The sequence below is a fragment of the Micromonospora sp. NPDC049374 genome (genome assembly GCF_040677165.1).
In the GTDB taxonomy this organism is placed as follows: domain Bacteria; phylum Actinomycetota; class Actinomycetes; order Mycobacteriales; family Micromonosporaceae; genus Micromonospora.
In genome coordinates this window covers 71767-88094 of the sequence record NZ_JBFAQH010000009.1, presented here as the reverse complement: position 1 = coordinate 88094, position 16328 = coordinate 71767, and the positions used below count along the sequence as shown (strand labels likewise).

12 protein-coding genes are annotated in these 16328 nt (G+C 71.0%); 7 read left to right on the top strand and 5 right to left on the bottom strand.

Annotation, left to right across the window (positions count from 1 at the left end):
• Positions 1-79 precede the first annotated feature (79 nt).
• Positions 80-2227 (top strand): prolyl oligopeptidase family serine peptidase, encoded by a 2148-nt coding sequence (locus AB0J93_RS16695; protein WP_363922679.1) that lies wholly within the window; start codon positions 80-82, stop codon positions 2225-2227.
• Between the two features lie 7 nt (positions 2228-2234).
• Here AB0J93_RS16695 and AB0J93_RS16690 read toward each other — a convergent pair whose 3' ends face one another.
• The 5 genes from AB0J93_RS16690 to AB0J93_RS16670 form a co-directional block, all read right to left on the bottom strand.
• Positions 2235-3977: an ABC transporter substrate-binding protein gene (locus tag AB0J93_RS16690; protein ID WP_363922677.1), complete on the bottom strand. Its 1743-nt coding sequence runs from the start codon at positions 3975-3977 to the stop codon at positions 2235-2237.
• 42 nt (positions 3978-4019) lie between these two features.
• A complete protein-coding gene (locus tag AB0J93_RS16685; RefSeq protein WP_363922983.1) occupies positions 4020-5006 on the bottom strand; it encodes an ABC transporter permease in 987 nt (328 codons plus the stop codon).
• Positions 5007-5074: 68 nt separating this feature from the next.
• The gene (locus AB0J93_RS16680; protein ID WP_363922675.1) at positions 5075-6082 is read right to left on the bottom strand and encodes an ABC transporter permease; all 1008 of its coding nucleotides are present in this window, start codon (positions 6080-6082) and stop codon (positions 5075-5077) included.
• Positions 6079-7089 (bottom strand): oligopeptide/dipeptide ABC transporter ATP-binding protein, encoded by a 1011-nt coding sequence (locus tag AB0J93_RS16675; RefSeq protein WP_363922981.1) that lies wholly within the window; start codon positions 7087-7089, stop codon positions 6079-6081. Before AB0J93_RS16675 ends, AB0J93_RS16680 begins: the two co-directional genes overlap by 4 nt.
• Before the next feature lie 8 nt (positions 7090-7097).
• Positions 7098-8132 carry an ABC transporter ATP-binding protein gene (locus tag AB0J93_RS16670; RefSeq protein WP_363922673.1) on the bottom strand — a complete coding sequence of 345 codons (1035 nt, stop codon included), beginning with the start codon at positions 8130-8132 and terminating at the stop codon, positions 7098-7100.
• 212 nt (positions 8133-8344) lie between these two features.
• On the opposite strand from AB0J93_RS16670, the gene AB0J93_RS16665 reads away from it, so the two are divergent.
• The 6 genes from AB0J93_RS16665 (at position 8345) to AB0J93_RS16640 (ending at position 16141) form a co-directional block, all read left to right on the top strand.
• The gene (locus AB0J93_RS16665; protein WP_093405081.1) at positions 8345-8893 is read left to right on the top strand and encodes a Uma2 family endonuclease; all 549 of its coding nucleotides are present in this window, start codon (positions 8345-8347) and stop codon (positions 8891-8893) included.
• A 97-nt stretch (positions 8894-8990) separates the two neighbouring features.
• On the top strand, positions 8991-10427 hold the full coding sequence (locus AB0J93_RS16660; protein ID WP_363922671.1) for a TldD/PmbA family protein: 1437 nt from the start codon (positions 8991-8993) through the stop codon (positions 10425-10427).
• Positions 10428-10500: 73 nt separating this feature from the next.
• The gene (locus tag AB0J93_RS16655) at positions 10501-12024 is read left to right on the top strand and encodes a metallopeptidase TldD-related protein (RefSeq protein WP_363922669.1); all 1524 of its coding nucleotides are present in this window, start codon (positions 10501-10503) and stop codon (positions 12022-12024) included.
• 258 nt (positions 12025-12282) lie between these two features.
• The gene (locus tag AB0J93_RS16650; RefSeq protein ID WP_363922667.1) at positions 12283-13089 is read left to right on the top strand and encodes a hypothetical protein; all 807 of its coding nucleotides are present in this window, start codon (positions 12283-12285) and stop codon (positions 13087-13089) included.
• Positions 13090-13100: 11 nt separating this feature from the next.
• On the top strand, positions 13101-15065 hold the full coding sequence (locus AB0J93_RS16645; RefSeq protein ID WP_363922665.1) for a fumarate reductase/succinate dehydrogenase flavoprotein subunit: 1965 nt from the start codon (positions 13101-13103) through the stop codon (positions 15063-15065).
• Complete coding sequence (locus AB0J93_RS16640) at positions 15065-16141, top strand: succinate dehydrogenase/fumarate reductase iron-sulfur subunit (RefSeq protein ID WP_363922663.1); 1077 nt, start codon at positions 15065-15067, stop codon at positions 16139-16141. Before AB0J93_RS16645 ends, AB0J93_RS16640 begins: the two co-directional genes overlap by 1 nt.
• The last annotated feature ends 187 nt before the right edge of the window (positions 16142-16328 follow it).

Genomic DNA, 16328 nt, shown 5'->3' with positions numbered 1-16328 from the left:
GGCGGTTCTCGCCTACCGGCCCAGACGCGTCCGCGCAGGTCGCTCACATCGGGCTCGGTACCGGCCTACGATCTGGCCTGTGGACTTTCCCGAGCTGGCCGCCCGCACCCGCAGGTTCAGCCACGGGGCGCCGCGTGCCGTCTCCGTGGCCGACGACGGTGCCCGGGTGGTCTTCCTACGCTCGGCCGGACCGGAGGACCCGGCCGACGCGCTCTGGCTGCTGGACGTCGCGACCGGCACGGAACGCCTGGTCGCCGATCCGAACACCCTGCTCGGTACCGACGCCGACCCGGACGCGCTGAGCCCGGGAGAACGCGCCCGGCGGGAGCGACTGCGGTTGAGCGCCTCCGGCATCGGCTCGTACGCCCTCGACGCCGCCGGACGGGTGGCGGTGTTCGCGCTGGCCGGGCGGCTCTTTCGGGCAGACCTGGTGCACGGCGACGTGATCGAGGTGTCCACCGTCGGGCCGGTGCTCGACCCACGGCCGGACCCGAGCGGGCAGCGGCTGGCCTACGTGACCGACGCCGCCGAAGGGGTACGCCGGGGCGAGCTACGGGTGATCGACACGGACGGCGCCGACACCATGCTGGCCGGCGAGGACTCCGGGGTGCGCTGGGGACTGGCCGAGCACATCGCGGCGGAGGAGTTCGGACGGCACCGCGGCTACTGGTGGGCACCGGACGGCCGGTCGGTGCTCGCCGCCCGGGTCGACGAGTCCCGGCTGCCCCGCTGGCACCTGCACGATCCGGCGCAGCCGGGCAGCCCGCCGGCCAGCGTCGCGTACCCGGTGGCGGGTGGCCCGAACGCCGAGGTCAGCCTGCACCTGCTCGACCTCGACGGCGGCTGGGTCGACGTGCACTGGGACCGGGAGACCTACCCGTACCTGACCGCGGTGCACTGGGGTGAGGGTGCCCCGCTGATCACCGTGCTGCGCCGCGCCCAGCAGCACGGGCTGGTGCTCGCGGTCGATCCGCGTACCGGGGAGACCCAGGTGCACGCCGAGTTGGCCGACCCACGCTGGGTCGAGCCGATCCCGGGCACGCCCGCGCACCTGCCCGACGGGCGGGTGCTGGTCGGTGGCGAGCTGGCCCACGACGGGTACGACGCGCGCTGCCTGTTCGCCGACGGCACCCTGCTCACCCCACCCTCGCTGTACGTGCGCCGGGTGGTCGGCCGGCTCGCCGCCGGCAGCGGTCCGGCGGACCTGCTGGTCGAGGCGAGCGACGGCGAGCCGAGCGAACAGCACCTGTTCCGGGTCCGGACCAGCATCGGCGGCGGCGTCGACGCCCGCCGGTTGACAAGCGACGCCGGCTGGCACGTCGGTGCGGTCGGTGGCGGCGTGCTGGTCGTCGGCAGCGCCTCGCTGGACCACCCGGGCGTCCGGTGGACGGTGGTTCAGGGCGATCGGGAGGTGGGCACGCTGCGGTCGCTGGCCGCCACGCCCAGCTACTCCCCGCTGCCGCTGCTGGAGCGGGTGACCGACCGGCGGCTCCCCTCGGCGGTGCTCTACCCGGACAACCACGTCACCGGCCGTCGGCTGCCGGTCCTGCTGGACGTCTACGGCGGACCGGGGCACCAGGAGGTGGTGGCCGCGCGCTCGGCCTGGCTGGAGCGGCAGTGGTGGGCCGACGCCGGCTTCGCGGTGGTGGTCACCGACAACCGGGGTACGCCGGGCATCGCCCCGTCCTACGAGAAGGCCATCCACCGACGGGTGGCCGACGTGATCCTGCTCGACCAGGTGGAGGCGCTCACCGCGCTCGCCGACAAGCATCCGGACCTGGACCTGGACCGGGTCGCGGTGCGCGGCTGGTCGTTCGGTGGCTGGCTGGCCGGCCTGGCGGTGCTGCGGCATCCGGAGCTGTTCCGGTGCGGCATCGCCGGTGCGCCGGTCACCGACTGGGCCCTGTACGACACCGCGTACACCGAGCGGTACCTGGGTCTGCCCGCCGACGGCGAGGACGTCTACGCGCACCACTCGCTTGTGGAACTGGCCGCCGAGCCGGTCACCGACCCGGCACACGCCCGTCCGCTGCTGCTGGTGCACGGCATGGTCGACGACAACGTGGTGGCGGCGCACACGCTTCGGCTGTCGGCGGCGTTGCTGGCCACCGGCCGGCCGCACTCGGTGCTGCCGCTGACCGGCGCCACCCACATGGCGGCCGGTGGCCTCGCCGAACGCCTCCTCCGCCTGGAACTCGACTTCCTCCGCACTCACCTCGGGAGGTGAGTCGGGGCTACGGTTCGACGTGGGCGTTGACCAGCGACGGGTAGCCGAAGACGCTGGAGACGAAGGCCCCGCCCGCCTTGGAGCCGTGCACCAGGTACGCCACGTCGACGTAGAGCGGGACCACCGGGGCGTGCTCCCTCATGATCCGCTCATCGAGCTGCGCCCAGTGCGGGCCCTGTTCGCTCGGTGGCAGGGCGAGGATCCGGTCGAACTCGGCGTTGATCGTGGGATCGTCGAAGTACGACTCGTTGCTGTTGCCGGTGGCCCGGATGGCGCGGCCGTCGTAGAGGACCGGCAGGATCGACGCGCCGCTGGGCCAGTCGGCGGCCCACGAGCTGAGGTAGAGGTCCCAGGGGTTGCCCCTCTTCTTGATCTCGTCGAACTTCGCGTCGTCCGGGATGTTCCGGATCGTGATGACGAATCCGGCGCGTTCCAGGTTGCCCTTGAGCTGCGTTGCCACCTGCTGCTCCACGGAGCTGTCGGCGGCACCGAGGACCAGTTCGGGGCGCTGCCCACCGAGCAGTTCCCGGGCCTTCTCCGGGTCACCGTTCGGCCCCGCCGGATACCCGTCGTACGCCCGGTGCCCGATGGTGGCCGGTGGCATCAGGGTGGTCATCGGCACGGCGACGTGCGGCCCACCGAGCACCTTCACCAGGCCCTCCCGGTCGATGGCGTAGTTCAACGCCTGGCGCACCCGCAGATCGGTGACGCGCTCGTTGTTGATGACCAACTGGTTGGCGCTCGGCGTCGGCGACAGCAGCGTCCGGGACCGCAGCGCCGCGTCGCCCGCGACCCGGGCGACAAGCGAGGCGGGCACGTAGTCCCACGACAGGGCGCTCTGGTCGGCGCCGCTGTCGGCGATGACCCGGTTCGCAGCGGCGTCCGGGGTTGCGCCGAAACTCCACACGAAGCGGTCCGGGTACTGGTGGCGCACCGGGTCCGTGGCGGCGTCCCAGTGCTCGTTACGCTCCATCACGATCTCGATGCCCGCCCGGAAGCGGGTGACCTGGTACGGCCCGGACGAGAAGGGCGCGTTGCCGAGGTTGACACCGGTGTCCCGGTCGGGCGGCAGCGGCGCGGTCGCCGGCAGTGACGCCGCGAACGGCAGGTCGCAGCGGGGCCTGGCGAACTCGAAGCGCAGCGTCCGGCCGTCCGGCGTGGACAGTCCCGGCGGCAGCGAGGTGCGGTTGGCCTTGAAGTCCCACGCGGTGTCGTACTGCGGGGTGTCGGCCAGCCACTCCTGCAGGTAGGTGGGGCCGCCGGCCAGGTCCGGGTCGAAGGATCGGGCGATCCCGTACGCGATCTCCCTGGCCGTGACCGGCCGACCGTCCTCGAAGCGCACCCCGTCCTTGACGGTGAACTCCCAGACCCGGCAGTCGTCGTTGACGTCGCGGCCCGGCGTCTCGGCGAGGTCACCCACCAGCATCAGGTTGCCCGCACCGTCGTCCTTCCAGGTGGTGAGGGTACGCGCGAACAGCGGTGCGGCCATCAGGCCGGCGAACGAGTACGTCCGTTGCGGATCCAGGTGGGAGATCGGTGTCTCCCGGAGGATGGTGAAGGTGCCACCACGCCGCGCACCCGCCACCTCCGGTGCCGGGCCGGTCGAGTCCTTCGGATCGGTGGCGAGGACCCCCGTGGGCTGCCGGCCGGAGTCCACCGCGGGGTTCCCGCCGGTGTTCGCCGGGCAGGCACTCAGGGCCGCCACCAGGACGAACGCGCCACTCGCCGCAACCGCCACCCGTGGTCGCATCTGTTGCCTCCTCAGTCGTCGATGGGGCCGTCCCGACCCGGCTCAGCCCAACCGGACCCGCGGGTCGATGACCGCGTAGAGCAGATCCACAAGCATGTTCGCCAGCACCACGAAGACCGCCGCGACCAGCACGGTGGCCATGATGGTCGGCAGGTCGCCGGCGCGTACCGCGTCGACGGCGGTGCGGCCGAGCCCCTGGATCCCGAAGGTCGTCTCGGTGATCACCGTGCCGCCGAGCGCCGCGCCGACGTCCAGGCCGGCGACGGTCACCACCGGAGTGATCGCCGCGCGCAGCGCGTGCCGGCCGTACACCGCCGAACCGGACAGGCCCTTCGCCCGGGCGGTGCGCACGAAGTCCTCGCCCAACGTCTCCAGCAGTTGGGCCCGGAACAGTCGGGCGTAGCCGGCGGAGAAGAGCAGGGCCAGCGACAGCCAGGCGAGTACCAGGCCGCCGGCCCAGCGAACCGGATCGTCGAACAGCGACGTGTAGCTCGGTACCGGCAGCCAGCCCAGCGTGTACACGAAGACCAGCAGCAGCACCGCGCCGACGAAGTACAGCTGTAGGGAGGCACCGGCGAGCGTGCAGCCGATCGCAGCCCGGTCGACCCAGGTGCCGCGGCGCAGCGCCGACACCAGGCCCAGGCCCACCCCGAGCAGCAGCCACAGAATGGCCGCCGGGATGACGATGCTCAGCGTCACCGGCACCACCCGGGCGAGGGTGTCGGTGACCGCCTCGTTGTTCACGTACGACCAGCCCAGGCAGGGCGCGTCGCAGTGCCCGCCCTGGGCACCGCCCAGGTCCCGACCGGTGACGATGCCCTTCATGTAGCCCGCGTACTGGTCGACAAGCGGATCGCTCAGCCCCAACTCCTGACGTACCCGCTCCAACCGCTCGGGGTTGCAGTTCTTCGGGCACATGCCGGTGACCGGGTCGCGGGGCAGGGCGAAGAACATCAGAAAGGTCAGTACGCTCACCGCGAAGAGGGTGAGCACGGCCGACAGGGTCCGCTTGACCAGGAAGCGCGCCATCAGGGTCGGCCCCGATCCGTGTTCGCGGGGCACCGCCGCGCTGCGCTTCTCGCGTTCATCCGGTCACCTCACCGGCTCGACTTCGGGTCGAGCGCGTCACGCAGCGCGTCCCCGAAGAGGTTGACGGCGAACACCAGCGCGAAGATCAGGACGCCGGGGAAGAAGACGAACGCCGGGTCGGTCTGGAGGTAGCCCAGGCTCCGGTGGATCATCCGACCGAAGCTCGGTGTCTCCTCGGTCAACCCGACACCGATGAACGACAGTGCCGCCTCACCGGTGACGAACTGCGGCACCGCGAGCGAGAACGACACCAGGATCGGCGCCCAGAGATTCGGCAGCAACTGCCGGAACAGCATGTGCCCCGGACCCGCCCCGCTGGCCCGGGCCGCCGCCACGAACTCCCGCTCCCGCAGCGCGATCACCTGGCCCCGGACCAATCGGGCGGTGCCGGTCCACCCGAACACCGCGAAGATCACGATGAGTACGCCGACCCCGAAGGCCGGTGGCACCGCGTCCCGCTGCCCGTGTAGGCGCAACGTCAGCATGGGGGTCAACGCCAGGGCGACCACCAGGAACGGCAGCGCCAGGGTCAGATCCGTGATCCAGGTGACCACCGCGTCGAGCCAGCCGCCGAGGTAGCCGGCGAGCGTACCGAGCACGACCCCGATCACCGCGGTGAGCACCGCCGCCGTGACGGCGACGAGAAGCGACGTCCGCAGGCCGTAGACCAGCCGGATGAAAACGTCCCGGCCCAGCCCCGGCTCCAGCCCGAAGAAGTGCTCCCCGGAGACGCCACCGGCGTGCCCCAGTGGCAGGCCGAACCCGTCCAGCTTGCCCTGGAACTGGTCCTGCGGACCGATCCCGTACGCCAGCTCGATCAGCGGCGCGGCCAGCGCCACCAGCAGGAACAGCACCAGCGTCGCCCCACTGACCAACGCGGTTCGATCGGCACGCAGCCGCAGCCAGACCAGTTGCCCGGGCGAACGCCCGGCGGTCCGGCGAGCACGGGACCCACCGGCCGCGCCGCCCGGCTCGATCGGGGCCCGCACCGTACCGTCCACCGGTGAAAGACTCATGCCGCGGCTCGCACCCGCTCCGGACGCAGTGGACCCGAGTCGGGGAAGTGGCAGGCGGTGGCCTGGCCGCCGCCGTCGCGCCGCGTCAGGGCCGGTTCCTCGACGGCGCACCGCTCGCGCGCCTTCGGGCAGCGGGTACGGAACCGGCAGCCCGAGGGCGGGTCGAGCGGAGTGGTCCCGTCCCCGGTGAGCCCGGGCCACCGGGCCGGGCCGAGCTGGCCGACCTGCGGCACCGCCGACAGCAGGGCCCGAGTGTACGGATGCTGCGGCCGTTCGTAGATGTCGTCCCGATCGCCGATCTCGACGATCCGACCGAGGTACATGACCGCGACCCGCTGGCAGAGGTGCCGTACCACGGCAAGGTCGTGGGAGATCAGGACGAAGGCCAGCCCCAGGTCGCGGTGCAGCCGCCGGAGCAGGTTGACCACCTGGGCCTGGATCGAGACGTCCAGCGCCGAGACCGGTTCGTCGGCCACCACCAACCGGGGTCCGGTCGCCAACGCCCTGGCGATGCCGACCCGCTGGCACTGGCCACCGGAGAACTCGTGCGGATAGCGGTTGTCGTGGTCGGGGTTCAGGCCGACCAGTTCCATCAGGTCCCGGACGCGGGCCTTCGTCCCGCCCGGCGGGTTGATCCGGTTGACCCGCAACGGCGTGGCGATGATCTGGCCGACCGGGTGCCGGGGGTTCAGCGAGGCGTACGGGTCCTGGAAGATGATCTGGAGTTGGGCACGTAGTGGGCGCAACTGCCGCCGCCCGGCACGGGTGAGGTCGCGGCCGGCGAACTCGATGCTGCCGCCGGTCGGGTCCAGCAGCCGCACCAGCAGCCGACCCGTGGTGCTCTTGCCGCAGCCGGACTCGCCCACCAGACCGAGCGTCTCGCCCGCCTGCACCTCGAAGTCCAGCCCGTCCACGGCCCGTACCGGGCCGCACCGACGTCGGCCCCGGACCGGAAAGTGCTTGGTCAGGCCACGGACGCGCAGCAGCGGCCCGGGTTCGTCGACCATCCCGTCCGTCACCGGGCCACCCCCACCCGGGCGGTCTCCTCGGCCTGGCGTCGGATGCGTTCCCCGGTCGGGAGGTGGCACGCCAGCCGGTGCCCGCCCGTCCCGGCGGCGCGCAGCTCGGGTGGCTTGGTGCGGCACCGGTGGCCGACGGGTTCGGTGTGCCGGCAACGCGGCTGGAAGACACAACCGGCTGGCAGGTCGAGCAGGCTCGGCGGAATCCCCGGTATCGGCCTGAGGTCCGCCTCGGGGTCACCCCGCAACGACGGCACGCTGGCGAGCAGCCCCCAGGTGTACGGATGCTGTGGCGTCCGCAGCACCTGCTCGACCTGGCCCTGCTCCATCACCCGGCCGGCGTACATCACCAGCACCTCGTCGGCGACCTGGCCGACCACGCCGAGGTCATGCGTGATCAGGACGATCGCGGTGCCGAACTCGGCCTGCACGTCGGTAAGCAGGTCCAGGATCTGCGCCCGCACGGTGACGTCCAGCGCGGCGGTCGGCTCGTCGGCGATCAGCAGGGCGGGATCGTTCACCAGCGCCATGGCGATCATCGCCCGCTGGCGCAGGCCGCCGGAGAACTCGTGCGGGTACTGGTCGTACCGCCGGTCCGGCTGCGAGATGCCGACCCGATCCATCATCTCGACCACCCGCCGACGCGTCTCGGCGCGTCCGGCCCGTCGGTGGTGCACCCGGTACGCCTCGGCGATCTGCCGGCCGACCGGGTGGTACGGGTGCAGCGCCGAGAGCGGATCCTGGAAGATCATCGCCACGTCCCGGCCACGCAGCCGGCGTATCTCCGCCTCCGGCCGACCGACCAACCCTTGCCCAGCGACGGTGATCTCACCGGCGACGGTGGCCCGACGCGGATCGTGCAGGCCGAGGAGGGCCAGCGCGAGGGTGCTCTTGCCCGCACCGGACTCGCCGACCACACCCAGGCTGCGGCCACGCTCGACGGTGAACGAGACCCCGTCGACCGCCCGCACCACGCCGTCGATGGTGGTGAAGTCGACCCGCAGGTCGGTCACCCGCAGGTAGGGGTCCACGATCGCCTCCCTCCGCCCACGACGAAGGGAAACTACAACCGCTTCATGCAGCCGAAAATTAGCTACCACCCCCGTCGTCCCGAAAGGATCCCACGAACCGTCCCCGCCGCACCACCGCCGGTGACCGCCGCCTGCCGCGCCGGTCGCACGGAAGGTGCGACGATGGGGGCAGCCCGGCAGGCAGGATCCCGGCGAGACGAGCGGAGGTGACCATGACCGTGGCGGTGTTCGACCACGAGGGCCCGTGGACCGAGGAGGAGTACCTCGCCCTTGGCGAGACCTCTCAGCGCGTCGAACTCTTCGACGGGAGCCTGCACGTGACCCCAGCCCCCACCCCACGCCACCAGAACATCTCCGGTGAGCTGCACGCGACTCTGCGTGGTCCGGCCAGAGAGGCCGGACTGCACGTTTTGGAGGGGGTGAACGTCCGGCTTCGACCCGGCCGCATCCCCATCCCCGACCTGGTCATCACCGGCCCGATCGATTTCGACGCCCCCAACGTGGAGGCCGTTGACGTCCATCTCGTCTGCGAGATCATCTCGCCGAGCAACGCGGCCACTGACAAGGTGCTGAAGATGCACTACTACGCCGCCGCGGGCATCGAGTGGTACCTGCTCATCGAGCAGGCGAGCGGTGCCCTCCACCTCTATCGCAAACGCGGCAGGCACTACGTCGTAGAGAGCGCGACCGAGCCGGGCCAGGTTCTGGTGCTCACCGAACCGGTCAAAGCGACCATCCGGCCCGAGGACCTGCTTCCCTGACGGCTGTCGGTCGGGTCGCCTAGGGTCGGGCCATGAGCGACCGCATCAAGGACACCGCGCCAACCTGCCTCGTGAACGCGCACGGTGAGGCGTCGCCATGAGTGAGTTCGAGGTGGCCGAGGCGGCGGTGCAGGCGGCGCTGGATGCTGGTGCCCGCTACGCCGACGTTCGGGTGATGCACCGGCGCTACGAGTCGATGACCGCCCGTAACGGCGATGTCGAGTCGCTGGCCCAGGACGAGAGCGTCGGCCTGGGTGTACGCGCACTTGTCGGTTCGAGCTGGGGCTTCCACGCCGTACCGGAGCTGTCCGAGCCGGCCGCCCGCGACGCCGGCCATCGGGCCGCGCGGACCGCGGCGGCCAGTGCGCTGGTCTCCGGCCCGCCCGTCGACCTGGTCGCGGTCACCCCGACCACGGCGAGCTGGTCCTCACCCTGCGAGGTGGATCCGCTCGGCGTCTCCCTCGCCGTCAAGGGTGACCTGCTGGTGGCGGCCACCCGCACCATGACCGAGCACGGCGCCGACCTCGCCGAGGGGCTCTACCAGATCTGGGACACCGCGAAGTGGTTCGTTTCCAGCGAGGGGCATCGCATCGACCAGCGCATCCGCGAGTGCGGCGGTGGCATCTCGGCCACCTCCGTCGGTGCCGATGAGACCCAACGCCGGTCCTGGCCGAGCTACCGCGGCCAGTACGGCACCACCGGCTGGGAACTTGTCGACTCGCTGGAGCTGACCGCGCACGCGGCACGGATCGCCGAGGAGTCGCGGGCGCTGGTGACCGCACCGCTCTGCCCCGTCGGCGAGACCGACCTGATCCTCGGTGGCGAGCAGTTGGCCCTGCAGATTCACGAGTCGGTCGGACACGCCATCGAGCTGGACCGCATTCTCGGCTGGGAGGCCGCCTTCGCCGGCACCTCGTGGTTGGATCTCGCACAGCTCGGCTCGCTGCGCTACGGCTCCGAGCTGATGACCATCACCATCGACCCGACCATTCCCGGCGCGCTGGGCAGCTTCGGCTACGACGACGAGGGCTCACCCGCGGTCAAGCGCGACGCGGTGCGGGACGGCCGCTGGGTGGGCGTGCTGGCGGGCCGGGACTCGGCCGCGGTCGCGGGCCTCGACCACGGCGGCAGCGTACGCGCCGACGGGTGGGCGCGGCTGCCGATGGTGCGGATGACGAACGTGGGCCTGGAACCCGGCCCGCACACCCTGGAGGAGATCGTCGCCGCCACCGACGAGGGGGTGCTGATGGACGTCAACCGGTCCTGGTCCATCGACGACAAGCGGCTGAACTTCCAGTTCGGCTGCGAGATCGGCTGGGAGATCCGCAACGGCCGGCGCGGACGGATGCTGCGCAACCCGACGTACACCGGCATCGGCCCGCTGTTCTGGCGTTCGATGGACATGCTCTCCTCGGAGACGGTCCCCTGGGGTACCCCGAACTGCGGCAAGGGCCAGCCCGGCCAGATCGGGCACACCGGGCACCCGTCGGCACCGGCCCGCTTCCGCAACGTCCGGGTGGGGGTACGCGCGTGACCGAACGCCAGCAGACCACCCATCGATGCGCCGTGGTGGCGCCGGACGCCGTCGAAGACCAACGGGAGGCGGCGTGAGTGACGCCCCGGTGCGGGCCGGTGACAACGAGTTGGACATCGCCGGCCGCGTGGTGGATCTGGTCACCCGGCTGGCCGGGCCGGCCGCGCAGGCGGAGGTGACGGTGACCCGGGCCGAGTCGGCGTTGACCAGGTTCGCCAACTCGGCGATCCACCAGAACGTGGCCGCGTCCTCCGTGGACGTCCGGCTGCGGGTCCACCTGGCCGGGCGTACCGCCGCCGGCAGCGGGACCGCGGTCACCGCCGACGGGTTGCGCGCGTTGGTGGAGCGGGCGCTGACGGCGGCCCGGTTCACTCCACCGGATCCGGCCTGGCCGGGGCTCGCACCCGCGGCACCGGTGGCGCCCTCACCGGAGTGGGATCTGGCCACGGCCCACGCCGGGCCGGATCAACGGGCCGCCCTGGTCCGGGCGTTCGTCGACGCGGCCGGTGGGTTGGCGACCGCAGGCTACTGCCGCACGGGTTACCGCGTGGCGGCGTTCGCCAACTCGGCCGGCCACTCCGCGCAGGGGCGGGCGGCCGAGGCGGCGATGGACGGGATCGCCCGGGCCGACGGCGCGGACGGCACGGCCCGACAGCACGTCGACCGGGTCGTCGACCTCGACGGCGCCGGCCTGGGGCGGCGAGCCGCCGCGAAGGCGCGGGCGGCGGCTCACCCGGCCGAGCTGCCACCCGGACGCTATCCGGTGGTGTTGGAGCCGGCAGCCGTCGCGGACCTGCTGGAGAACCTGGCCTGGTACGGCTTCAACGGTCGGCGGTACGCCGAACGTCAGTCGTTCGCCGTCCCCGGTGCAGCCCAGTTCGATCGGGCGGTGACCCTGGTCGACGATCCGCTCGCGGCCTCGGGGCTCCCGTTCGACCTGGAGGGTACGCCGAGCCGGGCGCTGACCCTGGTGGACGCCGGCACCACCAGCGCCGTGGTCCACGACCGGCGCAGCGCCGCAGAGCTGGGTGTCACCTCGACCGGGCACGCCTGGGCCGGTAGCGCCACCTTCGGCCCGATCCCCCGCAACCTGCGTCTCGCTCCTGCCGGCACGGTCGGCGCTGTCGGCACGGTCGGCACGGTCGGCGCTGCCGGCCCGACGGCTGCCTTCTCGGCTGGGGATCAAGGGGTCGCCGGTGCAGGCCCGACGGCCACTGGCGGCGCGGGTGCTCCCGACGGGAACGGCTCGGCGACAGGCGGTGCGATCGGCGATCCGGACACCGCCGCCCTGGTCTCCCGGATGGAGCGTGGCCTGCTGGTCAGCGACCTCTGGTACACCCGGGTCCTGGATCCGTTGAGTCTGGTCGTCACCGGCCTGACCCGCAACGGACTGTGGCTGGTCGAGGACGGTCGGGTCACCCGTGCGGTCCGCGACCTGCGCTTCACCGAGTCGTATCCCCGGGCGCTCGCGCCCGGTGCGGTACTGGAGCTGGGTCGGCGCGCGGTACGCCTGCCGGACCGCGCGGACGGTGGCTGGTGGGAGGCGCCGTCGCTGCGGCTGGCCTCGTGGAACTTCACCGGCGGGGCATCCGGTTGACCGTTGGTCGATCTTTTCCGGACACCCGAATATTGATCATGGAGAGAGGCTTTCCAAAGAGCGGGACACACGGGACACTGCCTTGCGCGGACGGCCCGCCTAGATCGGCGTAACGTGTGTCACTTAGCTGCTCCGGTACGCCGGTGCGGTCGTTGGTGTGCGCATGACGCGGCAGGCGGGCGCGGGTTCGCCCGGTCCGCATGCCGCCCGGAAGTGTTCCGCCGCCCGTGACAGGGCCCCGTCAGGGAGACGACGCGAATGACATCATCGGCAACGAAACCGCGGGGTGTGCGCGCACGCGCCGCCATCGCGGCGAAGACGTTGCGGACGGACCGTTGGTGGTTTGCCCCGCTGATCACGGTCATCGGGCTCAGTGCGTGGGTAGCGTACGCGACGGTCCGGGTCTTCATGCACAAGTGGTACTGGGTCGAGGACTACCACTACCTGACCCCGTTCTACTCCCCGTGCGTGACCGACCGGTGCCTGCCGGAGGCCTCCCACTTCGGGCAGTACCTGCCCGGCTGGTGGATCATCCCGGACGCCGCGTTCACCCTGCCGTTCCTGCTGCTGTTCCGGCTCACCTGCTACTACTACCGCAAGGCGTACTACCGGTCGTTCTGGCTGTCGCCGCCGGCCTGCGCGGTGCCCGACGGTCACGCCTCCTACGGTGGCGAGACCCGGTTCCCGCTGATCGTGCAGAACTCGCACCGGTACTTCTTCTACTTCGCCGCGATCATCTCGCTGATCAACACCTGGGACGCGATCCTGGCCTTCCACAGCCCCGAGGGCTTCGGCTTCGGGCTGGGTAACCTGATCCTGCTCGGCAACGTGGTCATGCTCTGGGCGTACACGATCTCCTGCCACTCCTGCCGGCACATCATCGGCGGGCGGCTCAAGCACTTCTCCAAGCATCCCGTCCGCTACCGGGCCTGGGGCTACATCTCCTGGCTCAACGTCCGGCACATGCAGCTCGCCTGGATCACGCTCGGCACGCTGGCCCTGACCGACTTCTACGTCATGGCCGTCTCCGCCGAGTGGATCTCCGACCTGCGGTTCATCAACTGAGGGCCCCTGACATGACGACCACTACCACTCGCATCGAACGACACCACTACGACGTCGTCGTGATCGGCGCCGGCGGCGCCGGCCTGCGCGCGGCGATCGAGGCCCGGCTGGCCGGCAAGAAGACCGCCATCATCTCGAAGTCGCTGTTCGGCAAGGCGCACACGGTGATGGCCGAGGGCGGTGCCGCCGCGGCCATGGGGAACGTGAACAGCCGGGACAGCTGGCAGGTGCACTTCCGGGACACCATGCGCGGCGGCAAGTTCCTCAACAACTTCCGGATGGCGGAACTGCACGCCAAGGAGTCGCCGCAGCGGATCTGGGAGCTGGAGACGTACGGTGCGCTGTTCGACCGCACCAAGGACGGCAAGATCTCGCAGCGCAACTTCGGCGGCCACGAGTACCCCCGACTGGCCCACGTCGGCGACCGGACGGGCCTGGAGCTGATCCGCACCCTCCAGCAGAAGATCGTCTCGTTGCAGCAGGAGGACAAGCGCGAGCACGGCTCGTACGACGCTCGGATCAAGGTCTTCTCCGAGACCACCATCACCGAGCTGCTGCTCGACGGGGACCGGGTCGCCGGTGCCTTCGGCTACTACCGGGAGTCCGGCGAGTTCGTCCTCTTCGAGGCGCCCGCAGTGGTGCTCGCCACCGGCGGCGTCGGCCGGTCCTACAAGGTCACCTCGAACTCCTGGGAGTACACCGGGGACGGTCACGCGCTGGCGCTGCGCGCCGGAGCCACTCTGATCAACATGGAGTTCCTCCAGTTCCACCCGACCGGCATGGTCTGGCCGCCGTCGGTCAAGGGCATCCTGGTCACCGAGTCGGTACGCGGTGACGGTGGCATCCTGAAGAACTCCGAGGGCAAGCGGTTCATGTTCGACTACGTCCCCGACGTCTTCCGCAAGCAGTACGCGGAGACGCCTGAGGAGGCGGACCGCTGGTACGACGACCCGGACAACAACCGGCGCCCGCCGGAGCTGCTGCCCCGCGACGAGGTCGCCCGAGCGATCAACAGCGAGGTCAAGGCCGGTCGGGGTACGCCTGCCGGCGGTGTCTACCTGGACATCGCCTCCCGGCTGCCGGCCGAGGAGATCCGCCGTCGCCTGCCGTCGATGCACCACCAGTTCAAGGGGCTGGCCGACGTCGACATCACCAAGGAGCCGATGGAGGTCGGCCCGACCTGTCACTACGTGATGGGCGGCGTGGAGGTCGACCCGGACAGCGGCGCCGCGTACGGCTCGGTACGCGGGCTCTTCGCCGCCGGTGAGGTCTCCGGCGGCATGCACGGCTCCAACCGGCTGGGCGGCAACTCCCTGTCCGACCTGCTGGTCTTCGGCAAGCGGGCGGGCGGGCACGCGGCCACCTACGTCGACCAGCTCACCGGCCGGCCCCGGGTGGGGGTGACAGCGGTGGAGACGGCGGTGGAGACGGCCCTGGCGCCGTTGCAGCGGGATACCGGCGAGAACCCGTACACCCTCCAGCAGGACCTCCAAGCGGTGATGGGGGATCTGGTCGGCATCATCCGGCGGGAGGCCGAGCTGGAGGACGCACTGCGCCGCCTGGCGGAGCTGCGCGAGCGGGTGGCGAAGGTCAGCGCCTCCGGCGGCCGGCGGTACAACCCGGGCTGGCATCTCGCGCTGGACCTGCGCAACATGCTTGTCGTCTCCGAGTGCACCGCGAAGGCGGCGCTGGAGCGTCGGGAGTCACGCGGCGGCCACACCCGCGAGGACTTCCCCACCATGGATCCGCAGTGGCGACGGGTCAACCTGGTGTGCTCGCTGGCCGGCGACACCGTCCGGCTGGAGCGCAAGCCGCTGCCGAAGATGCGCTCCGAGTTGATCGGCCTGTTCGACCGCGCCGAGTTGGCCAAATACCTCACCGACGAGGAACTCACGGAATTCGACGCCCTCGTCGCCGCCGATGCCGCTGCCGCTGACGCGGCCAGCGACGCTGACGCCGATAAGGAGAACCGCTGATGGGGACGAAGCGCCAGTTCCGGATCTGGCGGGGTGACGCCGACGGTGGCGACCTGCAGGACTACACGGTCGAGGCCAACGAGGGTGAGGTGGTCCTCGACGTGATCCACCGGTTGCAGGCCACCGACGCGCCCGACCTGGCCTGCCGGTGGAACTGCAAGGCCGGCAAGTGCGGCTCCTGCTCGATGGAAATCAACGGGATGCCCAAGCTCGGCTGCATGACCCGGATGTCGACGTTCGAGGAGAACGAGACGATCACGGTGACCCCGTTGCGGACGTTCCCGGTCATCCGGGACCTGGTCACCGACGTGTCGTTCAACTACGAGAAGGCGCGGGAGACACCCGCCTTCGCTCCGCCGGCCGACCTGGCCCCCGGCGACTACCGGATGCAGCAGGTCGACGTGGAGCGCTCGCAGGAGTTCCGCAAGTGCATCGAGTGCTTCCTGTGCCAGACCGTCTGCCACGTGATCCGGGACCACGACGAGAACAAGCAGGCGTTCTCCGGACCCCGGTACTTCATCCGGGCCGCGGAACTGGACATGCACCCGCTGGACGACCGGACCGACCGCAAGGACTACGCGCAGACCGAACAGGGCCTCGGCTTCTGCAACATCACCAAGTGCTGCACCGAGGTCTGCCCCGAGCACATCAAGATCACCGACAACGGGATCATCCCCATGAAGGAACGGGTCGTCGACCGCAGGTACGATCCACTTGTGTGGCTCGGTAGCAAGATCTTCCGGAGGGGTCAGGTGCCTCAGACCAGCGTGACCAGCGGACACTCCCCGGGCGCGGTGCGCTCCAGCGCCGCGGGCGGCGGTGTGCACTCACACGCCGGCGGCTCCCACGACGCCCAGGCCGAGGTGCAGGCTCAGCAGGGCGTCAACTGGCACCGCGAGGTGCCCCACCCGACCGCCCCGGCGGTCGACGCCAGCGGCAAGCTCCCGCTGACGGAGCTCACCTTCGACCGCGCCGCCGCCCCCTCCCCCTTCGGCGACGACGTCACCTTCCCGCTCCCCCCCGAGCACCTCAACTTCGCCCACCCCGACCAAGACAACCCCAACCCCAACCACTAACCCCACCCCACCCACCCGCACCCCACCCCACCCGCACTTCCCGCGTTGATCATGAGGTTAGCGGCAGTATTCGATCTCCACGATGCCGCTAACCTCATGATCAACAACGGTTATCCACAGGGGCTGCGGTAGGCGTGGGCGGGTCGGCAGGCTCGGGGGGTGGATAGACGGGGGCGGGGAATTTGGC